Origin of the sequence: Streptomyces sp. HUAS 15-9, from assembly GCF_025642155.1 — a bacterium.
GTDB lineage: Bacteria > Actinomycetota > Actinomycetes > Streptomycetales > Streptomycetaceae > Streptomyces.
This window is the reverse complement of the sequence record NZ_CP106798.1, coordinates 3,735,397-3,752,655: the sequence shown is the minus strand read 5'-3', so window position 1 is coordinate 3,752,655 and position 17,259 is coordinate 3,735,397. Positions and strand designations below refer to the sequence as shown.

Annotated in this window: 19 protein-coding genes and 1 tRNA gene; 15 read left to right on the top strand and 5 right to left on the bottom strand. The window is 70.8% G+C overall.

Going from position 1 to position 17,259, the window contains the following annotated elements:
• Nucleotides 1-25 precede the first annotated feature (25 nt).
• From N8I87_RS17145 to N8I87_RS17115, 7 genes are all read left to right on the top strand, one after another.
• Nucleotides 26-220 (top strand): hypothetical protein, encoded by a 195-nt coding sequence (locus tag N8I87_RS17145; RefSeq protein WP_263209770.1) that lies wholly within the window; start codon nt 26-28, stop codon nt 218-220.
• A 1-nt stretch (nt 221) separates the two neighbouring features.
• Complete coding sequence (locus N8I87_RS17140) at nt 222-413, top strand: mobile element transfer protein (RefSeq protein WP_089102147.1); 192 nt, start codon at nt 222-224, stop codon at nt 411-413.
• Between the two features lie 13 nt (nt 414-426).
• Nucleotides 427-582, top strand: coding sequence for a hypothetical protein (locus N8I87_RS17135; protein WP_263209767.1), 156 nt, complete (start codon nt 427-429; stop codon nt 580-582).
• A 24-nt stretch (nt 583-606) separates the two neighbouring features.
• Nucleotides 607-936: a SpdD-like protein gene (locus tag N8I87_RS17130; protein ID WP_263209766.1), complete on the top strand. Its 330-nt coding sequence runs from the start codon at nt 607-609 to the stop codon at nt 934-936.
• 91 nt (nt 937-1,027) lie between these two features.
• Nucleotides 1,028-2,452 carry a replication initiator protein RepSA gene (gene repSA, locus N8I87_RS17125; RefSeq protein ID WP_263209764.1) on the top strand — a complete coding sequence of 475 codons (1,425 nt, stop codon included), beginning with the start codon at nt 1,028-1,030 and terminating at the stop codon, nt 2,450-2,452.
• Nucleotides 2,449-2,637: a helix-turn-helix domain-containing protein gene (locus N8I87_RS17120; RefSeq protein WP_263209762.1), complete on the top strand. Its 189-nt coding sequence runs from the start codon at nt 2,449-2,451 to the stop codon at nt 2,635-2,637. The genes repSA and N8I87_RS17120 overlap by 4 nt, the downstream gene beginning before the upstream one ends.
• Entirely contained in the window at nt 2,637-3,797 is a 1,161-nt protein-coding gene (locus tag N8I87_RS17115; RefSeq protein ID WP_263209760.1) for a tyrosine-type recombinase/integrase, read from the top strand. The genes N8I87_RS17120 and N8I87_RS17115 overlap by 1 nt, the downstream gene beginning before the upstream one ends.
• Before the next feature lie 78 nt (nt 3,798-3,875).
• On the opposite strand, the gene N8I87_RS17110 is transcribed toward N8I87_RS17115, so the two are convergent.
• Both N8I87_RS17110 and N8I87_RS17105 read right to left on the bottom strand, forming a co-directional pair.
• A tRNA-Arg gene (locus N8I87_RS17110) sits at nt 3,876-3,951 on the bottom strand.
• A gap of 150 nt (nt 3,952-4,101) precedes the next feature.
• Nucleotides 4,102-5,403 (bottom strand): M6 family metalloprotease domain-containing protein, encoded by a 1,302-nt coding sequence (locus N8I87_RS17105; protein ID WP_263209759.1) that lies wholly within the window; start codon nt 5,401-5,403, stop codon nt 4,102-4,104.
• Between the two features lie 347 nt (nt 5,404-5,750).
• Between N8I87_RS17105 and N8I87_RS17100 the strand changes: the two genes are divergently transcribed.
• Both N8I87_RS17100 and N8I87_RS17095 read left to right on the top strand, forming a co-directional pair.
• Complete coding sequence (locus N8I87_RS17100; RefSeq protein WP_263209758.1) at nt 5,751-6,404, top strand: TetR/AcrR family transcriptional regulator; 654 nt, start codon at nt 5,751-5,753, stop codon at nt 6,402-6,404.
• A 234-nt stretch (nt 6,405-6,638) separates the two neighbouring features.
• Entirely contained in the window at nt 6,639-8,177 is a 1,539-nt protein-coding gene (locus N8I87_RS17095; protein ID WP_263209756.1) for an MFS transporter, read from the top strand.
• 101 nt (nt 8,178-8,278) lie between these two features.
• Here the strand turns inward: N8I87_RS17095 and N8I87_RS17090 are convergent, their stop codons facing one another.
• The gene (locus tag N8I87_RS17090; protein WP_263209754.1) at nt 8,279-8,788 is read right to left on the bottom strand and encodes a MarR family winged helix-turn-helix transcriptional regulator; all 510 of its coding nucleotides are present in this window, start codon (nt 8,786-8,788) and stop codon (nt 8,279-8,281) included.
• A gap of 117 nt (nt 8,789-8,905) precedes the next feature.
• On the opposite strand from N8I87_RS17090, the gene N8I87_RS17085 reads away from it, so the two are divergent.
• Nucleotides 8,906-9,697 carry a dioxygenase family protein gene (locus tag N8I87_RS17085; protein WP_263209752.1) on the top strand — a complete coding sequence of 264 codons (792 nt, stop codon included), beginning with the start codon at nt 8,906-8,908 and terminating at the stop codon, nt 9,695-9,697.
• Between the two features lie 38 nt (nt 9,698-9,735).
• Here the strand turns inward: N8I87_RS17085 and N8I87_RS17080 are convergent, their stop codons facing one another.
• The gene (locus N8I87_RS17080; protein ID WP_263209750.1) at nt 9,736-10,254 is read right to left on the bottom strand and encodes a GNAT family N-acetyltransferase; all 519 of its coding nucleotides are present in this window, start codon (nt 10,252-10,254) and stop codon (nt 9,736-9,738) included.
• Nucleotides 10,255-10,453: 199 nt separating this feature from the next.
• On the opposite strand from N8I87_RS17080, the gene N8I87_RS17075 reads away from it, so the two are divergent.
• On the top strand, nt 10,454-11,452 hold the full coding sequence (locus tag N8I87_RS17075) for a sigma-70 family RNA polymerase sigma factor (protein ID WP_263209749.1): 999 nt from the start codon (nt 10,454-10,456) through the stop codon (nt 11,450-11,452).
• 507 nt (nt 11,453-11,959) lie between these two features.
• Nucleotides 11,960-12,712 carry a TetR/AcrR family transcriptional regulator gene (locus N8I87_RS17070; RefSeq protein ID WP_317633470.1) on the top strand — a complete coding sequence of 251 codons (753 nt, stop codon included), beginning with the start codon at nt 11,960-11,962 and terminating at the stop codon, nt 12,710-12,712.
• Between the two features lie 39 nt (nt 12,713-12,751).
• On the opposite strand, the gene N8I87_RS17065 is transcribed toward N8I87_RS17070, so the two are convergent.
• The gene (locus N8I87_RS17065; RefSeq protein WP_263209747.1) at nt 12,752-13,717 is read right to left on the bottom strand and encodes a helix-turn-helix transcriptional regulator; all 966 of its coding nucleotides are present in this window, start codon (nt 13,715-13,717) and stop codon (nt 12,752-12,754) included.
• A gap of 62 nt (nt 13,718-13,779) precedes the next feature.
• Here N8I87_RS17065 and N8I87_RS17060 point away from each other — a divergent pair, with 62 nt between their 5' ends.
• From N8I87_RS17060 to pfkB, 3 genes are all read left to right on the top strand, one after another.
• Complete coding sequence (locus N8I87_RS17060; protein WP_263209745.1) at nt 13,780-15,324, top strand: MFS transporter; 1,545 nt, start codon at nt 13,780-13,782, stop codon at nt 15,322-15,324.
• 177 nt (nt 15,325-15,501) lie between these two features.
• Nucleotides 15,502-16,263, top strand: a complete 762-nt coding sequence (locus N8I87_RS17055; RefSeq protein WP_263209743.1) for a DeoR/GlpR family DNA-binding transcription regulator — start codon at nt 15,502-15,504, stop codon at nt 16,261-16,263.
• The gene (gene pfkB, locus N8I87_RS17050; RefSeq protein ID WP_263209741.1) at nt 16,260-17,207 is read left to right on the top strand and encodes a 1-phosphofructokinase; all 948 of its coding nucleotides are present in this window, start codon (nt 16,260-16,262) and stop codon (nt 17,205-17,207) included. Before N8I87_RS17055 ends, pfkB begins: the two co-directional genes overlap by 4 nt.
• Nucleotides 17,208-17,259: the final 52 nt, after the last annotated feature.

Below are 17,259 nucleotides of genomic sequence, written 5' to 3'. Positions count from 1 at the left end.
AGAGACACCGGAAGGAGGACGACAGATGACCCGCGACCCCGCTGCCCTGACGGCTGCCGACTACCTCGACGGCGCCCGCGAGATGGCCGCAGCCGATCGGCCCTACCTCGCCTACCTGCTCGCCGAGGAGGCCGCCAAGCGCACCCCCGACCCGGCCACCGCCGCCGGTATCCGCGCCGCTTTTCCCGACCCGACGACCATCCGAGAGGAGAGCGACTGACATGCCCGCCCGCGACAACTTCCACTCGCTGATGCGGATCGGCCCCGTGCAGATCGGCACCCACCGCGACCGCAACGGCCGGACCACGCACGCCGCCGTCTGCACCGCCGACCGCTGCGGCTGGTCCGCCGACTACTCCAGCCAGACCGCCGCCCAGCTCGCCGCCCGTACGCATCGCTGCCGCGTCGCCTAGGAGGCCACCGTCCATGCAAGTACCGCTCTGGTTCGCCCTGTTGGCCGTCGGCTACCTCGGCGTCAAGCTCATCCGCCCGCCCTGGTGGCTGATCTGCGTGCTCCTCCTCGGCGGCTACCTCCTCGCCGACAGCGTCTTCGCCCCGCTCATCAACACCGCCGTCAAGTAACCCGCCGCGAAAGGAGAACCGCCCATGTTCCGTCCCAAGCTCCCGACCATGCCCCAGCCCACCGGTCTGACCACCCCGCCCGCCGTCATCCACCCGACCACGATCACCCCGGGAACCCCGACCGCACCGGTCCCGTCGGCACCCGTCGCCGTACCCGCGCCGCCGTCCCGCCCGGTCGTCCAGCTCACCCCCGGCACTGCCCTCGTCCTGGTCGGCGGCGGTACGGCCGTCGTCCTGGTCGTCGGCGCCGTCCTTGTCTCCCTGCTCCTGGCGGTCGCCATCACCGGCGCCTCGGTCGCCGTCTGCGCGGTCGTCCTGCGCTCCCTGCTCGCCTCCGAGGCCAAGCGCCGCTGACCGGCCCCCGGGCGGCCTCGATACCGCCAAGCATCCGCCGCCCGGGAGCCGTCTCCGCCGATCGATCTCGCAACCGGAAGGAACCACCAGCATGGCCCACCGGGCCTCACGCGCGACACGGAAGACGCACACGCCCGCCCCGCCGCCGCTCGACCCGACCACCCTCCGGGACGTCCTCCGGGTCGCCTCGGCCTCCGACTACACCCGCTGGGAAGACCAGATCCGCCGTACCGGCGGCTGCTCCGACCCGATCCACCTCACCGGCTGGACCCTCCACAAGGACAAGACCACCGGCGAGACCCTGCACCACTACTCCACCGCCATCGAACCGGGCGGACGCCTCCGCCTCGCCTGCGGCAACCGCCGCGCCTCCCGCTGCCCCTCCTGCGCCTGGACCTACGCGGGCGACACCTACCACCTGATCCGCGCCGGCCTCGCCGGAGACCACCGCCGCGACATTCCCGCCGCCGTCCGCGACCACCCCCGTGTCTTCGCCACCCTCACCGCGCCATCCTTCGGCCCGGTCCACAACCGCCCCGACCACGGCGGCACCTGCCGCTGCGGCACTCCACACACCCCCGACGCTCCCGAGCTGGGCACCGCTCTCGACCCGAACACCTACGACTACGCGGGCGCCGTCCTCTTCAACAACCACGCCGGTCAGCTCTGGCAGCGCTTCACCACCCGCCTGCGTCGCGAACTCGCCGCCCGCGCCGGCCTGCCCCGCCGCGAACTCGCCGACCACCTCCGCGTCTCGTACGGCAAGGTCGCCGAATTCCAGAAGCGCGGCGCCCTCCACTTCCACGCCGTCATCCGCCTCGACGGCCCCGACGGACCCGGCACACCACCGCCCGCCTGGGCCACGGTCGGCCTCCTCACCGACGCGGCCCGCGCCGCCGCCGCGCACTCGTACACGTCTGTCTCCGTCCCGGCCGCCGCCGACCAACCCGCCCGAACCTTCCGATGGGGTCGGCAACTCGACGTCCGCCCGGTCAAGGCCTTCGGCGACGGCTCCGACATCACCGAACAGGCCGTCGCCTCCTACGTGGCCAAGTACGCCACCAAAGCCGCCGAGAACACCGGCACCCTCGACCGCCGTATCGGCGAACTCGCCGAACTCGACCGCCACCATGTCCCCGACCACACCCGCCGACTCATCACCGCCTGCCGCGACCTGGACGCCCTCTATCCAGACCGACGTCTCTGGGCCTGGGCGCACATGCTCGGCTTCCGCGGCCACTTCTCGTCCAAGTCGCGCACCTACTCCACCACCCTCGGCGCCCTCCGCCAGGAACGCGCCGACTACCGCGCCGCCCAAGAGGCCTCCGCCCTCGGCATCGACGACCGCGAGCCGGACACCGTCCTCGTCCTGACCGACTGGCAATACGCCGGCCACGGCCACACCCCGGGCGAAGCCGCCCTCGCCGCCACCATCGCTCGCGACCTCCAGACCAACCGCGAGACCGCCCGCGACGCCCTGCGCGACAAGCTCACCGAGGAGGGAGCCGCAGCATGACCACCGCCACCGCCGAACTCCTGACCGTGCCGGAGGTCATGGCCCGGCTCAAGCTCGGGCGCTCCAAGGTCTATGACCTCATCCGGTCGCACCGTCTCGTCTCGATCAAGATCGACGGCGCCCGCCGGATCCCGGCCGATGCCGTCCGGGACTTCGTCCTGGGCCAGTTGGAGGAGGCTGCCTGATGGCCCAGCAGCGCAAGCGCAATCCGAACGGCGCCGGCACCATCACCAAGCGCAAGGACGGACGTTTCCAGTGCGCGGTCTACGTGCTCCAGCCGGACGGCACCCGCGCCCGCAAGTTCGCCTACGGCAAGACCTGGGCCGAGTGCGACGCCAAGCGCCGCGAGCTGCTCGACAAGGTGGACCAGGGCGTGCCCGTGCCCACCAAGTCCGCCAAGCTCTCCGAGTGGCTGCCGTACTGGCTGGACAACGTCATCAAGCCCCGACGGAAACTCAGCACCTTCGACAAGTACGAGACGCACGTCCGCCTCTACCTGGTGCCCCTCCTCGGTGCCAAGCGCCTCGAATCCCTCGGCGTCGCCGACGTCCGACGCTTCCTAGTCCGCCTGGAGAAGGAGACCACCGCCGCAACCGCCAAGGAATCGCATCGAGTTCTACGCTCGGCTCTGTCCTCCGCCTGCCGAGAGGAACTCATCACGCGCAACGTCGCCAAGCTCGTCGAGCCGCCTCGCACGGACACGCCCGAGCTGCACCCCTGGACCCTGGACGAGACGCTCGACTTCCTCGCCGTCTCCCGTAAGGACCCGCTCTACGCGGCGTTCGTCCTTGCCATCGCCATGGGGCTCCGCCGGGGAGAGATCGTCGGCCTCCGCTGGTCTGACGTCGACCTCGACAACCGCGTCCTCTACGTCCGCCACCAGGTCCAGCGCCGCCGTGGCGTCCTCTACGACGACGATCCCAAGAGCCGCCGCCGTCGAGCCGTCCCGCTGCCCGCCCTCTGCATCGCACCCTTGCGCTGGCACCGCATGCGGCAAGCAGCCGCCCGGACCAAGGCAGGGGAGAGGTGGCAGGACTCGGACTACGTCTTCGCCACCCGCACCGGCCGCCCCGTCGAGCCGCGCAACCTCTACCGCTCCTTCACCCGCGTCGCCGAGTCCGCCGGCCTCCGCGTCATCCGGCTGCACGATGCCCGGCACGGCACCGCCACCCTCCTCACGGCGGCCGGAGTCGCACCCCGCGTCGTGATGGAGATCCTCGGCCACTCCCAGATCAGCATCACCATGGACGTCTACACCCACGTCGTCCAGGACACCCAGCGCGAAGCCATGAGCCACATGGACCGGCTCCTCAGGAACAGGAAGAAGCGCCCCGGTCGCCAGTGATCAGCGGCGACCGCCCCCGTTGATGTCAAAAGTAGATGTCAAAGGCCCCGGACCATGATCGGTCCGGGGCCTTTTGGCTGGTGCCCCCGGCAGGATTCGAACCTGCGACACCCGCTTTAGGAGAGCGGTGCTCTATCCCCTGAGCTACGAAGGCGGGGTGGATCGTGGCCGCTTGGGTCACAGGCGTCAGCGTACCGGATCTGGTCCGTGGGGGTGTGGGGGTCAGGGCCGTGGTGCGGGATGCCGTGTGCGGGTCCGTCTTGATTCGGGTTGCTGTGGTTGTGAGTCGGGGAGGTCCACCGGCCTATTTCCGCGTCACCCGCACCTTGTAGTCACCGGCCAGGTTCGCCGCCGTCACCGCGACGGTGATTCCTCTGCGTGGATCCTTGAACGTCTCGCCGGGGGCGAAGGTCGCGTCGGAGAGTTCCGCGTGGACGTTGGGGCTGCGGGTGCAGCCGCCGGTGCCGCGGTGGGCGTCGTAGACGGTGATGGGGCCGCGGCCGGTGTCGACGTTCGCGTCGACCCGGTAGATGAGGACGCCCGGGTGGCAGACGGTCTCGTCGTTGCCGCCGCGGGCGCGCAGTTCGACGGCGTAGCCGCTGCGGGCGGTGATCGGCACGAAGATCAGTTTGTGGCCGCCGGTGCGGTACAGCGGTGTCAGCGTGTACTCCTTGCTGCCCCGGGCCGCCGCACAGCTCACCTGCTTCGCGTCCAGCCAGCCCAGCTTCCATTTGTGCCAGCCGAGCAGGTCGTTGTCGGCGCCCCAGTCCTCGCTCATGATGTCCCAGTGGCCGACCGCGCCCCCGCCGTCCTGGGTGTAGAGGTCGGGCAGGCCGAAGACATGGCCGTTCTCGTGCGGGAGCACCCGGTAGCCGGTCCGGTCGTAGGTGCCGGAGCCGTCGTCCTGGCGGGAGTAGACGAAGGACGCGTTGGCCACGGGGACGCCGTCGGCGACGGGTGCCTCGGCGTTGCCGGCGAAGGTCACGGACAGCACGGTGTCCAGGGCGGACGGGCCCGCGTTGGGGGTCACCAGCACGTTCAGCAGGTCGTACGAGCGGAAGTCCACCTCGGGGTCGGCGGCGGCCACGATGTCCTGGACCAGCAGGCGGTAGCCGGGGTCGAAGGGGGCGCCGCGCTCTATGCCGTACGCCGCGAACGACTTGGGCATCCGCAGCCAGTGCGGGATCGGGGTCTCGGGGCGGTAGTCGAGGCGGCCGTAGGAGGCGGTGTGGAACCACTCCTGGGTCTGCGGGAAGAACTCGTGGAAGCGGTCGAGCGCGTCGCCCTCACCGGGCGCGTCGGAGAAGTCGACCATCAGGGTCAGCGCGTGGACGGTGCCGGTGGACCGGGAGTAGCCGCCGGGGGTGGGGACGCCCTCCGTCATCTGGACGTCGACGTTGCCGTTGATCAGGCAGGGGCTGAGGGCCGGGGTGCGGGCGAGGGCGATCGGACCCGCCCCGCGCGAGGTGGGGCCCGCCGTCAGGTGACCCGTCCCGGCCGAGGTGCTGACCGCGAGGATGAGCGCGGTCACGGCTGTGAGGGCCGCCACGCGGTGCGGGCGTATCCGGCGCGGGCGTATCCGGCGGGAGATCGGCGGCGGCTGCATGCATGGACCTCTCGCTCCACGGCAGCCACCGGTTTCCGGCTGCACCCTTTCGATCACCCTGGGTCGCCGCGGCGGTGGGCGCGCGCTGGAGGGGCCGATCGTGGGTTTCCCGCCGGTAGGGGTGTGACCTAGTTCACATCGAATCTGTTCGGGGGTGGGAAATAACCGGGGATCGTTTCCCCGTTTAGACCTGTGTCCGAGCGAAACGGGGATTGTCTCCCCGGATCGTCCTGGATTGACAGCGGCGGCCGGATCAACGCCAGTGGCCGAATCAATGTCAGTAGCCGGATCAACGTCAGCGGAACGACCGCGTCGCCACCCGCGACCCGACCCCCGAGGAGTGCGCCGTGCAGACCGTGACTTCTCCGCACCCCGCAGCGCGCAAGACTGCCCGGCCCCGCGCCGACGCCCTGCGCAACCGGGAGCGGATCGTCACCGCCGCCCGGGAGATGTTCGTCGAGCACGGCCCCGACGCCCCGCTCGACGAGATCGCCCGCCGGGCCGGCGTCGGCAACGCCACGGTGTACCGGAACTTCCCGGACCGCGACGCCCTCGTCCGTGAGGTCGTCTGCTCGGTCATGGACCGTACGGTGCGGGCCGGGCAGGAGGCCCTCGCGGAGAGCGGCGACGCCTTCGAGGCGCTGGAGCGCTTCGTGCACGTCTCCGCCGACGAGCGGATCAGCGCTCTGTGCCCGATGATCGCCGGCACCTTCGACGAGCACCACCCTGATCTGGTGGCCGCTCGGGAACGTGTCGAGCGGATCGTCGGAGATCTCATGGACCGGGCCAGGGAGGCCGGACTGCTCCGCCCGGACGTGGGCGTCGGGGATCTGATGGTCGCCGTGGCCCAGCTCAGCCGGCCCCCGGCGGGCACGGGATGCCTCAGCGCCGACCGGTTCGTACACCGCCATCTGCAGCTGTTCCTGGACGGGCTGCGGGCTCCGGCCCGATCCGTCCTGCCGGGCACGACCGTGACCTTGGAGGACCTGCGCCAAGTCTGATCACAAAGCCCGAGTCCGAGTCCGACCACAGCCTTACGACGCCATGTCCGGCGAAAGCCTGACTCCGACGATCCCTCGCCCGATCGATTAGTTCAGGGCCGTACTCCGGTCATCACCGCAACCAAGCTTCCGGCCGTCCACCAGGGCGGGCCGTCCTTGCGCATCGCCACTCAGCCCATACGCAACGCCCCTCAACGCCTTTTTCCGTCACGAAGTCCCGAAGTGGGTACACCCATGTCTGAAACAGCCGCAAAGGCTCCCGGCGCCGTCGCGCAGTCCGGCGACGCCAACCGCTGGAAAGCGCTCGTCTTCATCGCGCTCGCCCAGCTGATGGTCGTCCTCGACGCCACCATCGTGAACATCGCACTGCCCTCCGCCCAGCAGGACCTGGGCATCTCCGACGGCAACCGGCAGTGGGTCGTCACGGCCTACGCGCTCGCCTTCGGCGGCCTGCTGCTCTTCGGCGGCCGGATAGCCGACCTGTGGGGCCGCAAGCGGGCCTTCGTCGTCGGTCTCGTCGGCTTCGCCGCCGCCTCCGCGCTCGGCGGCGCCGCGACCACCGGAGCGATGATGTTCGGCGCCCGGGCCCTCCAGGGTGCCTTCGGTGCCCTGCTCGCCCCGGCCGCGCTGTCCCTGCTCGCCGTGATGTTCACCGACGCCAAGGAGCGCGCCAAGGCCTTCGGCATCTACGGCGCGATCGCCGGTGGCGGTGGCGCCGTCGGCTTCATCCTCGGCGGTGTGCTCACCGAGTACATGGACTGGCGCTGGACGTTCTTCGTCAACATCCCGTTCGCGATCGTCGCCGCGGCCGGTGCGTACTTCGTCATCCGTGAGCCCGAGGGCGGCCGCAACCGCTCCCCGCTCGACATCCCCGGCGTGATCCTGTCCACCCTGGGCCTGGTCTCCCTGGTCTACGGCTTCACCCGCGCCGAGTCCGACGGCTGGGGCGACTCGGTGACCGTCTCCCTGTTCGTCGCGTCGGCGGTGCTGCTGCTCGCCTTCGTCGTCACCGAGGCCAGGGTCAAGTCCCCGCTGCTGCCGCTGCGCGTGGTCACCGACCGCAACCGCGGCGGCATCTACCTCTCCCTCGGCATCGCGATCATCGCCATGTTCGGCACCTTCCTGTTCCTGACCTACTACCTGCAGGTCGTGAAGGGCTACTCGCCGATCAACACCGGCTTCGCCTTCCTGCCGATGATCTTCGGCATGATGGTCGGCTCGACCCAGATCGGCACTCGTCTGATGACCCGCGTCCCGGCGCGGCAGCTGATGGCCCCCGGCTTCCTGGTCGCGGCGGCCGGCATGTTCCTGCTGACCCGGCTGGAGATCGGTTCCTCGTACGCCTCGACCGTCCTGCCGGCGATGCTGCTGCTCGGTCTCGGCATGGGTACGGCGTTCATGCCCGCCATGTCCCTGGCCACCCTGGGCGTCGAGCCCCGGGACGCCGGTGTCGCCTCCGCGATGGTCAACACCTCGCAGCAGGTGGGCGGCGCGATCGGTACGGCCCTGCTGAACACGATCGCCGCCTCCGCGACGACCTCGTACATCAAGGACCACATCGCCGGCGCCACCTCCAAGTCCCAGCAGCAGCTGGTCCAGCTGGAGGGCATGGTGCACGGCTACACCAACGCGATCTGGTTCGCCGTCGGCATGCTGGTGCTCGCCGCGGTGATCGTCACGGCCTTCGTCAACGCCGGCCGCCCGGACACCATCACGGTGGCCTCCGGTGAGGGCGTCGAGGACGAGGTGGCGGTGCCGGTCGTCGCCCACTGAGGCGTCGGCCCACCATCGCGGGAGCTTCGCGTACGTACGCGGAGGGGGAACCCCGTACGTACGACTCCGAAGGACCTGCCCCGGCTCCGCGAGTGAGCGGCTCAGCGGAGCCAGGGCAGGTCCGCACCCGCTTCGTCCGGCTGAAGACCCTCGGCGACGATCTGCATGATCTCGCCGAGGGTCTTCTGCTGTTCGGGGCTGAGGCGCTCGAACAGCGCCTGGCGTACGGCGGCCACATGGCCCGGCGCGGTGCGTCGCAGCACCTCGGTGCCCTGCTCGGTGAGCACCGCGAACTGGCCCCGCTTGTCGGAGGGGCAGTCCTCCCGCCGAACCCAGCCGTTCTTCTCCAGGCGGGCGATCGCGTGCGAGAGACGGGAGCGGGTGATCTTCGCGTTCATGGCCAGCTCGGTCATCCGCAGCCGCCGTCGCGGGGCTTCGGCGAGCTGGACGAGGAGGCCGTAGTAGATGTGCGGCATGCCCGCGTCACGCTGCAGCTGACGGTCGAGGTGGTCCTCGAGCAGGGTGGTGGCGTGCAGATACGAGCGCCAGACGCGCTGCTCCTCGGCGGTGAGCCAGCGGCTGTCCGCTGCGGATTCGGATGCCGTGTTCATGCGGTCCACTGTACGAGGAATCTCCTTGAAACTTGAACAAGTGGCGCGTAGTGTGTCCGGTAAAGCTTGAGAGTTAAAGCAATGGGTCCGTGGGATCCGCCGAAGGGAGCCGCCGTCATGTCCGCCGCCGCCCAGGAGCGCATGCCCGCCCTCTACCTCAGCCACGGAGCGCCGCCGCTGGCCGACGACCCGATCTGGCCCGGCCAGCTCGCCGCCTGGTCCGCCGGCCTGCCCCGGCCCCGGGCGATCCTCATGGTCTCCGCCCACTGGGAGGAGGCCCCCCTCGCCATCGGCGCCACGCGGACCGTCCCTCTCGTGTACGACTTCTGGGGTTTCCCCGAGCACTACTACCAGGTGAAGTACGGCGCTCCCGGCGCACCGGAGCTCGCCGAGTCCGTACGGAAGCTGCTGCGCGCCCCCGGCACGCCCGTCCAGGACATCCCGGACCGCGGCCTCGACCACGGCGCGTACGTCCCGCTGGCCGAGATGTTCCCCGAGGCCGACATCCCCGTCCTGCAGATCTCCATGCCCACCCTCGACCCGGTGAGGCTGATGGAGATCGGCCGCAGGCTGGCCCCGCTGCGCGACGAGGGCGTGCTGATCGTCGGCTCGGGCTTCTTCACCCACAACCTGGCCGCGCTGCGGTACACGGGCGGTGGAGTGCCCAGCTGGTCCTCCGAGTTCGACGACTGGGGCCGGCGTGCGCTGGAGGCACGTGACTGGGACGCCCTGCTGGACTTCCTCGACAAGGCCCCGGCCGGCCGGTACGCCCACCCGCGCACCGAGCACTTCGCCCCGCTGTTCGTCACCATGGGCGCGGCGGAGGCGGGCGGTGAGCCGGCCGCGCAACAGTCGGTGATCGACGGGTTCTGGATGGGGATGGCGAAGCGGTCGGTGCAGTTCGGCTGATCCCTCCCGGGGCGGGCACTGCTGATGTCTCCCGGGGATCACAGGTCCTTCTCGTACCAGGCCACGTCCCAGTACCTGCCGAACTTGCGGCCCACCTCGCGGTACGTACCGACGTACCGGAACCCGAGGCGCTCGTGCAGTCGCGTGGACGCCTCGTTCGGCTGGGCGATGCCGGCATAGGCGCGGTGCAGGTCCTCTCCCTCCAGGGCCTTGAAGAGGGCTTCGTACAGGAGCGTGCCGATGCCGCGGCGCCCGGCGTGCGGGGCGAGGTAGACCGTTACCTCCACGGAGGTGGAGTACGCGGGCTTCGCCCGGTAAGGGCTGGATGTGGCGTAGCCCAGAATCTCCTGTGAGTCCGGGTCCATGGCAACCATCAGGCGGTACGGGCCGTCTTCCGGGTGGGAGAGCAGCCAGGGACGTCGCTCTTCCGGCGTGAAGACTGCGGTGTCGAAGGTGATCGGTGTCTCACGTACGTAGTGGTTGTAGATGTCCGTGAGGGCTTCGAGGTCGGGCTCGGCTCCTGGTCTGACCTGCACCTCTGTAGGTTCCGACGGCATCTCGCCTCCCTGTGTGGCGCGCAGGGTACTGCATGATCAGAAAAATTGAGGGGTGGGTTGGGAATTCTGTCCGGATTCCAGTCGTTGTTTCCATCGGATGCAGGGCACTCGAGCAGAGTCCCAGGAGTTCTCGTCCCAGGAGTTCTCTGAGCGCCGGGCGTCCAGGACCACCCGCTGACACCATCGCAAGGGAGCACGCATGGCAACCCGTGCCGTCGCCCGTCGTCAGTCCGCCACCGGCGAGACGGCCGACGTGGCAAGCAGTGTTCGCGCCCATGGCGGCGAGATCGCCGACCGCGACCTGGTCGGCATGTATCTCGACGAGATCGCGCGCACACCGCTGCTCGACGCCGCCAAGGAGGTCGAGCTGTCCCAGACCATCGAAGCGGGTGTGTTCGCGCGACAGGTCCTCGACGGATGTGAGGAGTCCGCCACGGACGCCAGCCGCGAGGAACTCGAGGCGCTGGTCGCCGCGGGGGAGCGAGCCAAGGACATCTTCATCCGCTCCAACCTCCGGCTGGTCGTGGCGGTGGCCCGGCGCTATCCGCGCAGCGGCCTGCCCCTGCTGGACCTGATCCAGGAGGGCAACGCCGGCCTGGTGCGCGCGGTGGAGAAGTTCGACTACCGCAAGGGCTTCAAGTTCTCCACGTACGCCACCTGGTGGATCCGCCAGGCGATCACCCGCTCGATAGCCGACCAGTCCCGCACGATCCGACTGCCCGTCCACCTGGTGGAGGAGCTCGGCCGGATCCGCCGCGTGCAGCGCGAGTTCAACCGTGAGCACGGGCGCGAGCCCGAGCCCGCGGAGATCGCCGCCGAGCTCGGCTCCACCCCGGAGCGCGTGACCGACGTGCTGGACTGGGCCCGTGACCCGGTCTCGCTGAACATGGGGGTGGACGACGAGGGCGAGACCCAGTTCGGCGACCTGTTGGAGGACACCTCGGCGGTCTCCCCCGAGCAGTCGGTCCTCACGCTCCTGCGCAGCGAGGAGTTGGACGGGCTGATCGGCCGGCTCGACCAGCGCACGGCCTCCATCATCAAGATGAGGTACGGCATCGAGGACGGCCGGGAGCGCACGCTCACCGAGGTCGGCAAGGAACACGGGCTGACGCGCGAACGCATCCGCCAGATCGAGAAGCACGCGCTGCTCGAGCTGAAGAAGCTGGCGCGCGACACCGGGTTCGACGCGGTGGCGTAGCGGCTTCGACGCGGTGGCCTGGTGTCCAGGACGGACGCCATGGACGGACGGCACCGGCGTTCACCGGAGCGGACATGTGGGGGCGCGTGTGGCTCCATGGGTGCTGAGTGGCGTACGGGCGTACGGCCACCGTCTCCCGCGTACGCCGGGTGGCGGAAGACAGCGCAAACATGGCTCTGTACCGCCGCTTCAACTCTCGGGGCCCAGGGAACAACCCTTCAGGGCCCAGGAGTTCGGGGATCGGGACCGCACTCCCTCCACCCCACGACCACCCTGAGCCACGCGTCCCGACGCATTCCCCCCCGGCGCCGGGACCTTCCCAGAGCCGGGCTTCGGCGCCACTCCCCCCGGGTGCCGGAGCCCGGCTCCTTTTTGTGCCAGGGCCTGCGCCGCGGTCTGTGGCATTGCCTGTGGCCGGGCACGCTGAATCGGCGGGTCACCCCGTACCTGAACCCCGGGGTGGCCCGCCGGATGGCAGATTCTGCCACATGGGCATAGCCTGCCGAAGTGAGCGCCCCCAGCCCCGCCGGCCACTCCCCTGACCAGTCCGTTCCTGCCGCCCCTCCGATATCCCTGACCGAGCGCCGCAAGGCGGAGACCCGGATGGAGATCGCCCGGGCGGCGGCCGCGCTCTTCGTCGGCCAGGGGCTGCGCGCCACGCGCGCCGAGGACATCGCCCAGGCCGCCGGGGTCGCCCCGCGCACCTTCTACCGTTACTTCGCCACCAAGGAGGAGGCGGTGGCCCCCCTCTACGCGGCGGGCGCCCAGCGCTGGGTGGAGACGGTCCGTACGGCCCCCGCCGCGCTGACGGTTCCGGAAGCCCTGGAGCGCGCGGTGCGCCACACCCTGACCCCCGGTGTGGGCGTCTCCGCCGCCTCCTGGGAGTGGGTCCGCACCCTCATCGGTCTGGCCCGCACGAGTCCCGCCCTGGGCAAGGTGTGGGCCGAGGTGTGCCAGGCGTCGGAGCAGACTCTGGCGGAGGTCCTGGCAGCACGGGCGGCTGCCGCCGGGAAGGTAGACAACGTTGCCGTCGGTGTCTCTCCCACCCCCCGACTGCGCTTCACCGCCGCGGTCGTGGGCGCCGCGGTGCGCGTGGCGGTCGAGTCCTGGGCCGCGACGTCCGCCCCGCCTTCGGGCTCGGAGGGACCGGCGGCACTGGCACTGCGGAACCTCGCGGCGTTGCGGGACTTTCCCTGGGAAGCGGGTACGGGTGCGGGCGGGGAGGCGGGAGTTGGGTGCGCGGGGGAGGTCGGCGGGTAGGGCGAGGCCGTACGGCCGCTCGGGCGTCTCCCGCTCCGCTCAGGCGCCTCCCGCTCGACTCAAGCGCGCACCCAACTCCCGTACGCAGCCGATGAGTTCCGCAGGTCCCCGGACTGTGAAGTCGAGGCCCGTCATCGCCAGCCGGACCGCCAGCCACTCCACGGGGTCCCCGGTCGCGCCCCGCACGACGCAGCCCTGCTCGCCGTCCGGCTCCGGTGTGCCGAGCCAGTGGGGCAGACGCGCGGCGACATCGTCCGCCGGCGCGGCGAAGGCGACCGTGAACTCGTAGGTCTCCTGCCGTCGTTGGATCGACCGCCGCAGATATTCCGCCGCGCTCCCGGTCGGCAGCTCCCGCGGTGCGAACCGTGCCCCGGTGGCGAAGGGTTCGCTGACCCGGTCGACCCGGAAGGTGCGCCAGTCGTCCCGGTCGAGGTCGTACGCGACGAGGTACCAGCGGCGCCCGGTCGACACCAGCCGGTACGGCTCCGTCAGCCGCCGTGACCCGGTGCCGTCCTTGGCCCGGTAGGCGAAGCGCAGCCGCTCCCGCCCGGCCACGGTGGACGCCATCACGGTCAGCGTCTCGGGCGCGATGCTCGCCCCGTCCCCACTGGTCAGCGGTGTCGTCGCGGCCTGGAGTGTCGACACCCGGTGGCGCAGCCGCGAGGGCAGTACCTGCTCCAGCTTCGCCAGGGCCCGTACCGATGCCTCGTCCACCCCCTCCACCGCGTGCCCGGCGCCGGCCCGCAGCCCGACCGCGATCGCCACCGCCTCCTCGTCGTCGAGCACGAGCGGCGGCATGGCCTTTCCGGCGACCAGCCGGTAGCCGCCGTCGGCCCCCATGGTCGCCTGCACGGGATACCCGAGCTCCCGCAGCCGGTCGATGTCCCGCCGGACCGTGCGGCGCGACACCCCCAGGCGGTCGGCGAGCTCGCCGCCGGGCCATTCGCGGGGCGTCTGGAGGAGGGAGAGGAGCTGTAGGAGCCGAGCCGGAGTGTCCGTCGTCATGGTGTCGAGGATGCCGCACAACTAGGACACGATCCGACCTACTGGAGTCCTACCTTCATTCCATGACCTCCACCGAAACCCTTGCCGGCAGTACCGGCTCAGCGGCCGACAGGACCGGCTCGGCGGCGGACCGCCGTCGCTGGTTCGCCCTCGCGATCGTGATGACCGCGGCGTTCATGGACCTCGTCGACGTCACGATCGTCAACATCGCGATTCCGTCGATCAAGCAGGACGCCGGCGCCTCCTTCAGCCAGATCCAGTGGATAACCGCCGGTTACGCGCTCGCGTTCGCGGCCGGCCTGATCACCGGTGGTCGTCTCGGCGACATCCACGGCCGCCGCCGTATGTTCCTGATCGGCATCGGTGGCTTCACCCTCGCCTCCGCGCTGTGCGGCTTCGCCGCGAACCCGGAGATGCTGGTCGCCTCCCGCGTCCTGCAGGGCGGCATGGCGGCGATGATGGTGCCGCAGGTCCTGTCGATCGTGCACGCCACCTTCCCGGCGCACGAGCGCGGCAAGGTCTTCGGTCTCTTCGGCGCGATCGTCGGCCTCGGCGCGGTCTCCGGCCCGCTGCTCGGCGCGCTGCTGACGGAGTGGAATCTGTTCGGCCTCGAATGGCGGCCCATCTTCCTCATCAACCTGCCGGTCGGCATCGCGGCCCTGATCCTCGGCAGCCGTTTCATCTCGGAGTCCAAGGCCCCGAAGGCGCTCAAGCTGGACCTGGTCGGTGTCGCGCTGGTGACGCTGGGCCTGCTGATGCTGCTCTACCCGCTCACCCGCGGCCGTGAGCTGGGCTGGCCGCTGTGGGGTCATCTGTCGATGGCCGGCTCGCTCGTCGTCTTCGGGGCGCTGGTGGCCTACGAGCGGCGCAAGAGCGCGCGGGACGGCTCCCCGCTGGTCGAACTGTCGCTGTTCAAGGTGAAGAGCTTCGCGGCGGGCATCGCGGTGCAGACCGTCTTCGGGATCTCGCTCGGCATCTTCTTCCTGGTGTGGACGCTGTACATGCAGGTGGGTCTCGGCTGGAGGCCGCTGCGGGCCGGTCTGACCGGGGTGCCCTTCTCGATCGCGGTCTCCGTGGCGGCCGGGATGTCCGTGCAGAAGCTGGTCCCGCGGTTCGGCCGCAAGGTGCTCCAGGCGGGCGCCCTGCTGATGGCGGCCGGCGTCCTGATCTACCTGGCGGAGTCCGAGCGCTACGGCCTCGGCATCGCCTCCTGGCAGATGGCGCTCCCGCTCGTCGTGATGGGTGCGGGCATGGGGCTGATCGTCGCCCCGCTGACGGACGCGGTGCTCTCGGGGGTGCCGCGCGAGCACGCCGGTTCGGCCTCCGGGCTGATCAACACCGTGCAGCAGATGGGCAATGCGCTCGGACTCGGGCTGGTATCGGTGGTGTTCTACGGCGAGATCGGTGACCGGCTGACCCGGGCCCAGGTGGGACCGGCCTTCGTGAACGCCTTCCAGCACGCGCTGGGCTGGGTCGCCGCGGTGCTGGGCGTGATCTTCCTGCTGATGTTCGCGCTGCCGAAGCGGCCGGCGCAGCATCTGGAAGGCGGCGGGGACGGCGAGGACGAGCAGCACCTGGTGGAGGAGGAGCCCGTGCTCGTGCACTGAGCCCCTGCTGAGGATGGGCCCGGCACCCGAGGAGGGTGCCGGGCTCTTCCACGTGTCCGGGCAGAGTGAGCGTCCGTTCATGCCCGAATCGGGCCCGAACCTGTTTACTTTCCAGAAATCCAGGCGTAGTCTCCAAACGAAACCACAAATTCGGGCATCACTCGGAGGCAAGCGGACATGTACGCACCGGAGCGACAGCAGGAGATCCTCCGGCTCGCCCGTGAGGGCGGCCGGGTGGACGTGGTGTCGCTCGCCGAGGAGTTCCAGGTGACGGCGGAGACGATCCGCCGGGACCTGAAGGCCCTCGACCGCGCCGGCCTCGTCCGCCGGGTGCACGGCGGTGCCATCCCGGCCGGGCGCCTCGACTTCGAACCGGACCTCGCCGAGCGCGAGTCCACCTCGGCCGACGAGAAGGACCGCATCGCCAAGGCGGCCGTCACCGAGCTGCCGACCGAGGGCACGCTGATCCTCGACGCCGGTACGACGGTCGCCCGCCTCGCCGGGGCCATCCCCCTGGAGGCGACGCTCACCGTCGTCACGCACAGCCTGCCGATCGCGGCCCGCCTCGCGGACCATCCCGGCATCCAGCTCCACCTCGTCGGAGGGCGCGTACGACACCGCACGCGCGCGGCCGTCGACGCCTGGGCGCTGCGCGCGTACGGCGAGATCAGGGCGGACGTCCTCTTCGTCGCCGCCAACGGCTTCTCCGTCGAGCACGGCCTGACCACCCCCGACCTCGCCGAGGCCGCGGTGAAGCGGGCGGCGGTCGCCGCGGCCCGCCGCGTGGTCCTCCTCGCCGACTCCGCCAAGCACGGCCAGGAGCACTTCGCCCGCTTCGGTGACCTGAGCGACGTGGACCTGCTGATCACCGACAGCGGGCTGAGCCCCGAAGACACCGCCGCCATCGAGCGCGGCGGCACGGAAGTGGTGCGCGCATGATTCTCACCGTCACCCCCAACCCGTCCCTCGACCGCACCTACGAGGTCCCCTCGCTCGAGCGCGGTGAGGTCATCCGTGCCACCGGTGAGCGCATGGACCCCGGCGGCAAGGGCGTGAACGTGTCGCGCGCCGTCGCGGCCGCCGGTCGCCGCACGGTCGCGGTGCTGCCGCTCGGGGGTGCGCCCGGAGCGCTCGTCGCCGACCTGCTCGACGCGCAGGGCATCGAGGTCGCGCCGGTGCCGGTCACCGGGGCCACCCGCTCGAACATCGCGCTCGCGGAGGCGGACGGGGTGCTCACCAAGATCAACGCGCCGGGGCCGGAACTGTCGGCGGCCGAGCAGGAGCTGCTGTTCGAGACGGTCCGCGAGCACGCGGGTGCCGCCGACTGGATCGCCTGCTGCGGAAGCCTGCCGAGGGGCCTCGCGCCGGCCTGGTACGCCGGTCTGGTCGCCCGCGTGCACGCCGCGGGCGCGCGCATCGCGCTGGACACGTCCGGGCCCGCGCTGATCGAGGCGCTGCGTGAGCGTCCGGACGTGGTGAAGCCGAACGTCGAGGAGCTGGCGCAGGCCGTCGGGCGTCCCCTGGCGACCGTGGGCGACGCGGTGAAGGCGGCCGAGGAGCTGCGCGAGATGGGCGCGCGCGCCGTGCTCGCGAGCCTGGGCGCCGACGGGCAGTTGCTCGTGGACGACGCGGGTACCTGGTTCGCGAGCGCGCGGGTGGACGTCGTACGCAGCAATGTCGGAGCGGGCGACGCCTCCCTCGCCGGTTTCCTGGTCGCGGGCGGCAGCGGGCCCGAGGCACTTGCCTCCGCCGTCGCGCACGGCGCCGCCGCCGTCCAGCTGCCCGGCAGCGTGATGCCCACGCCGGCCGATCTGGACCCGGCGGCGGTGACGGTCACGGCCCAGGTCCCGATGGACCGCGAACTGACGGAGCCGGTGTCATGAACGTACGCACGAGACGTCGTACGACGGCTGTGGTCCGGACGTGGCACCGCTC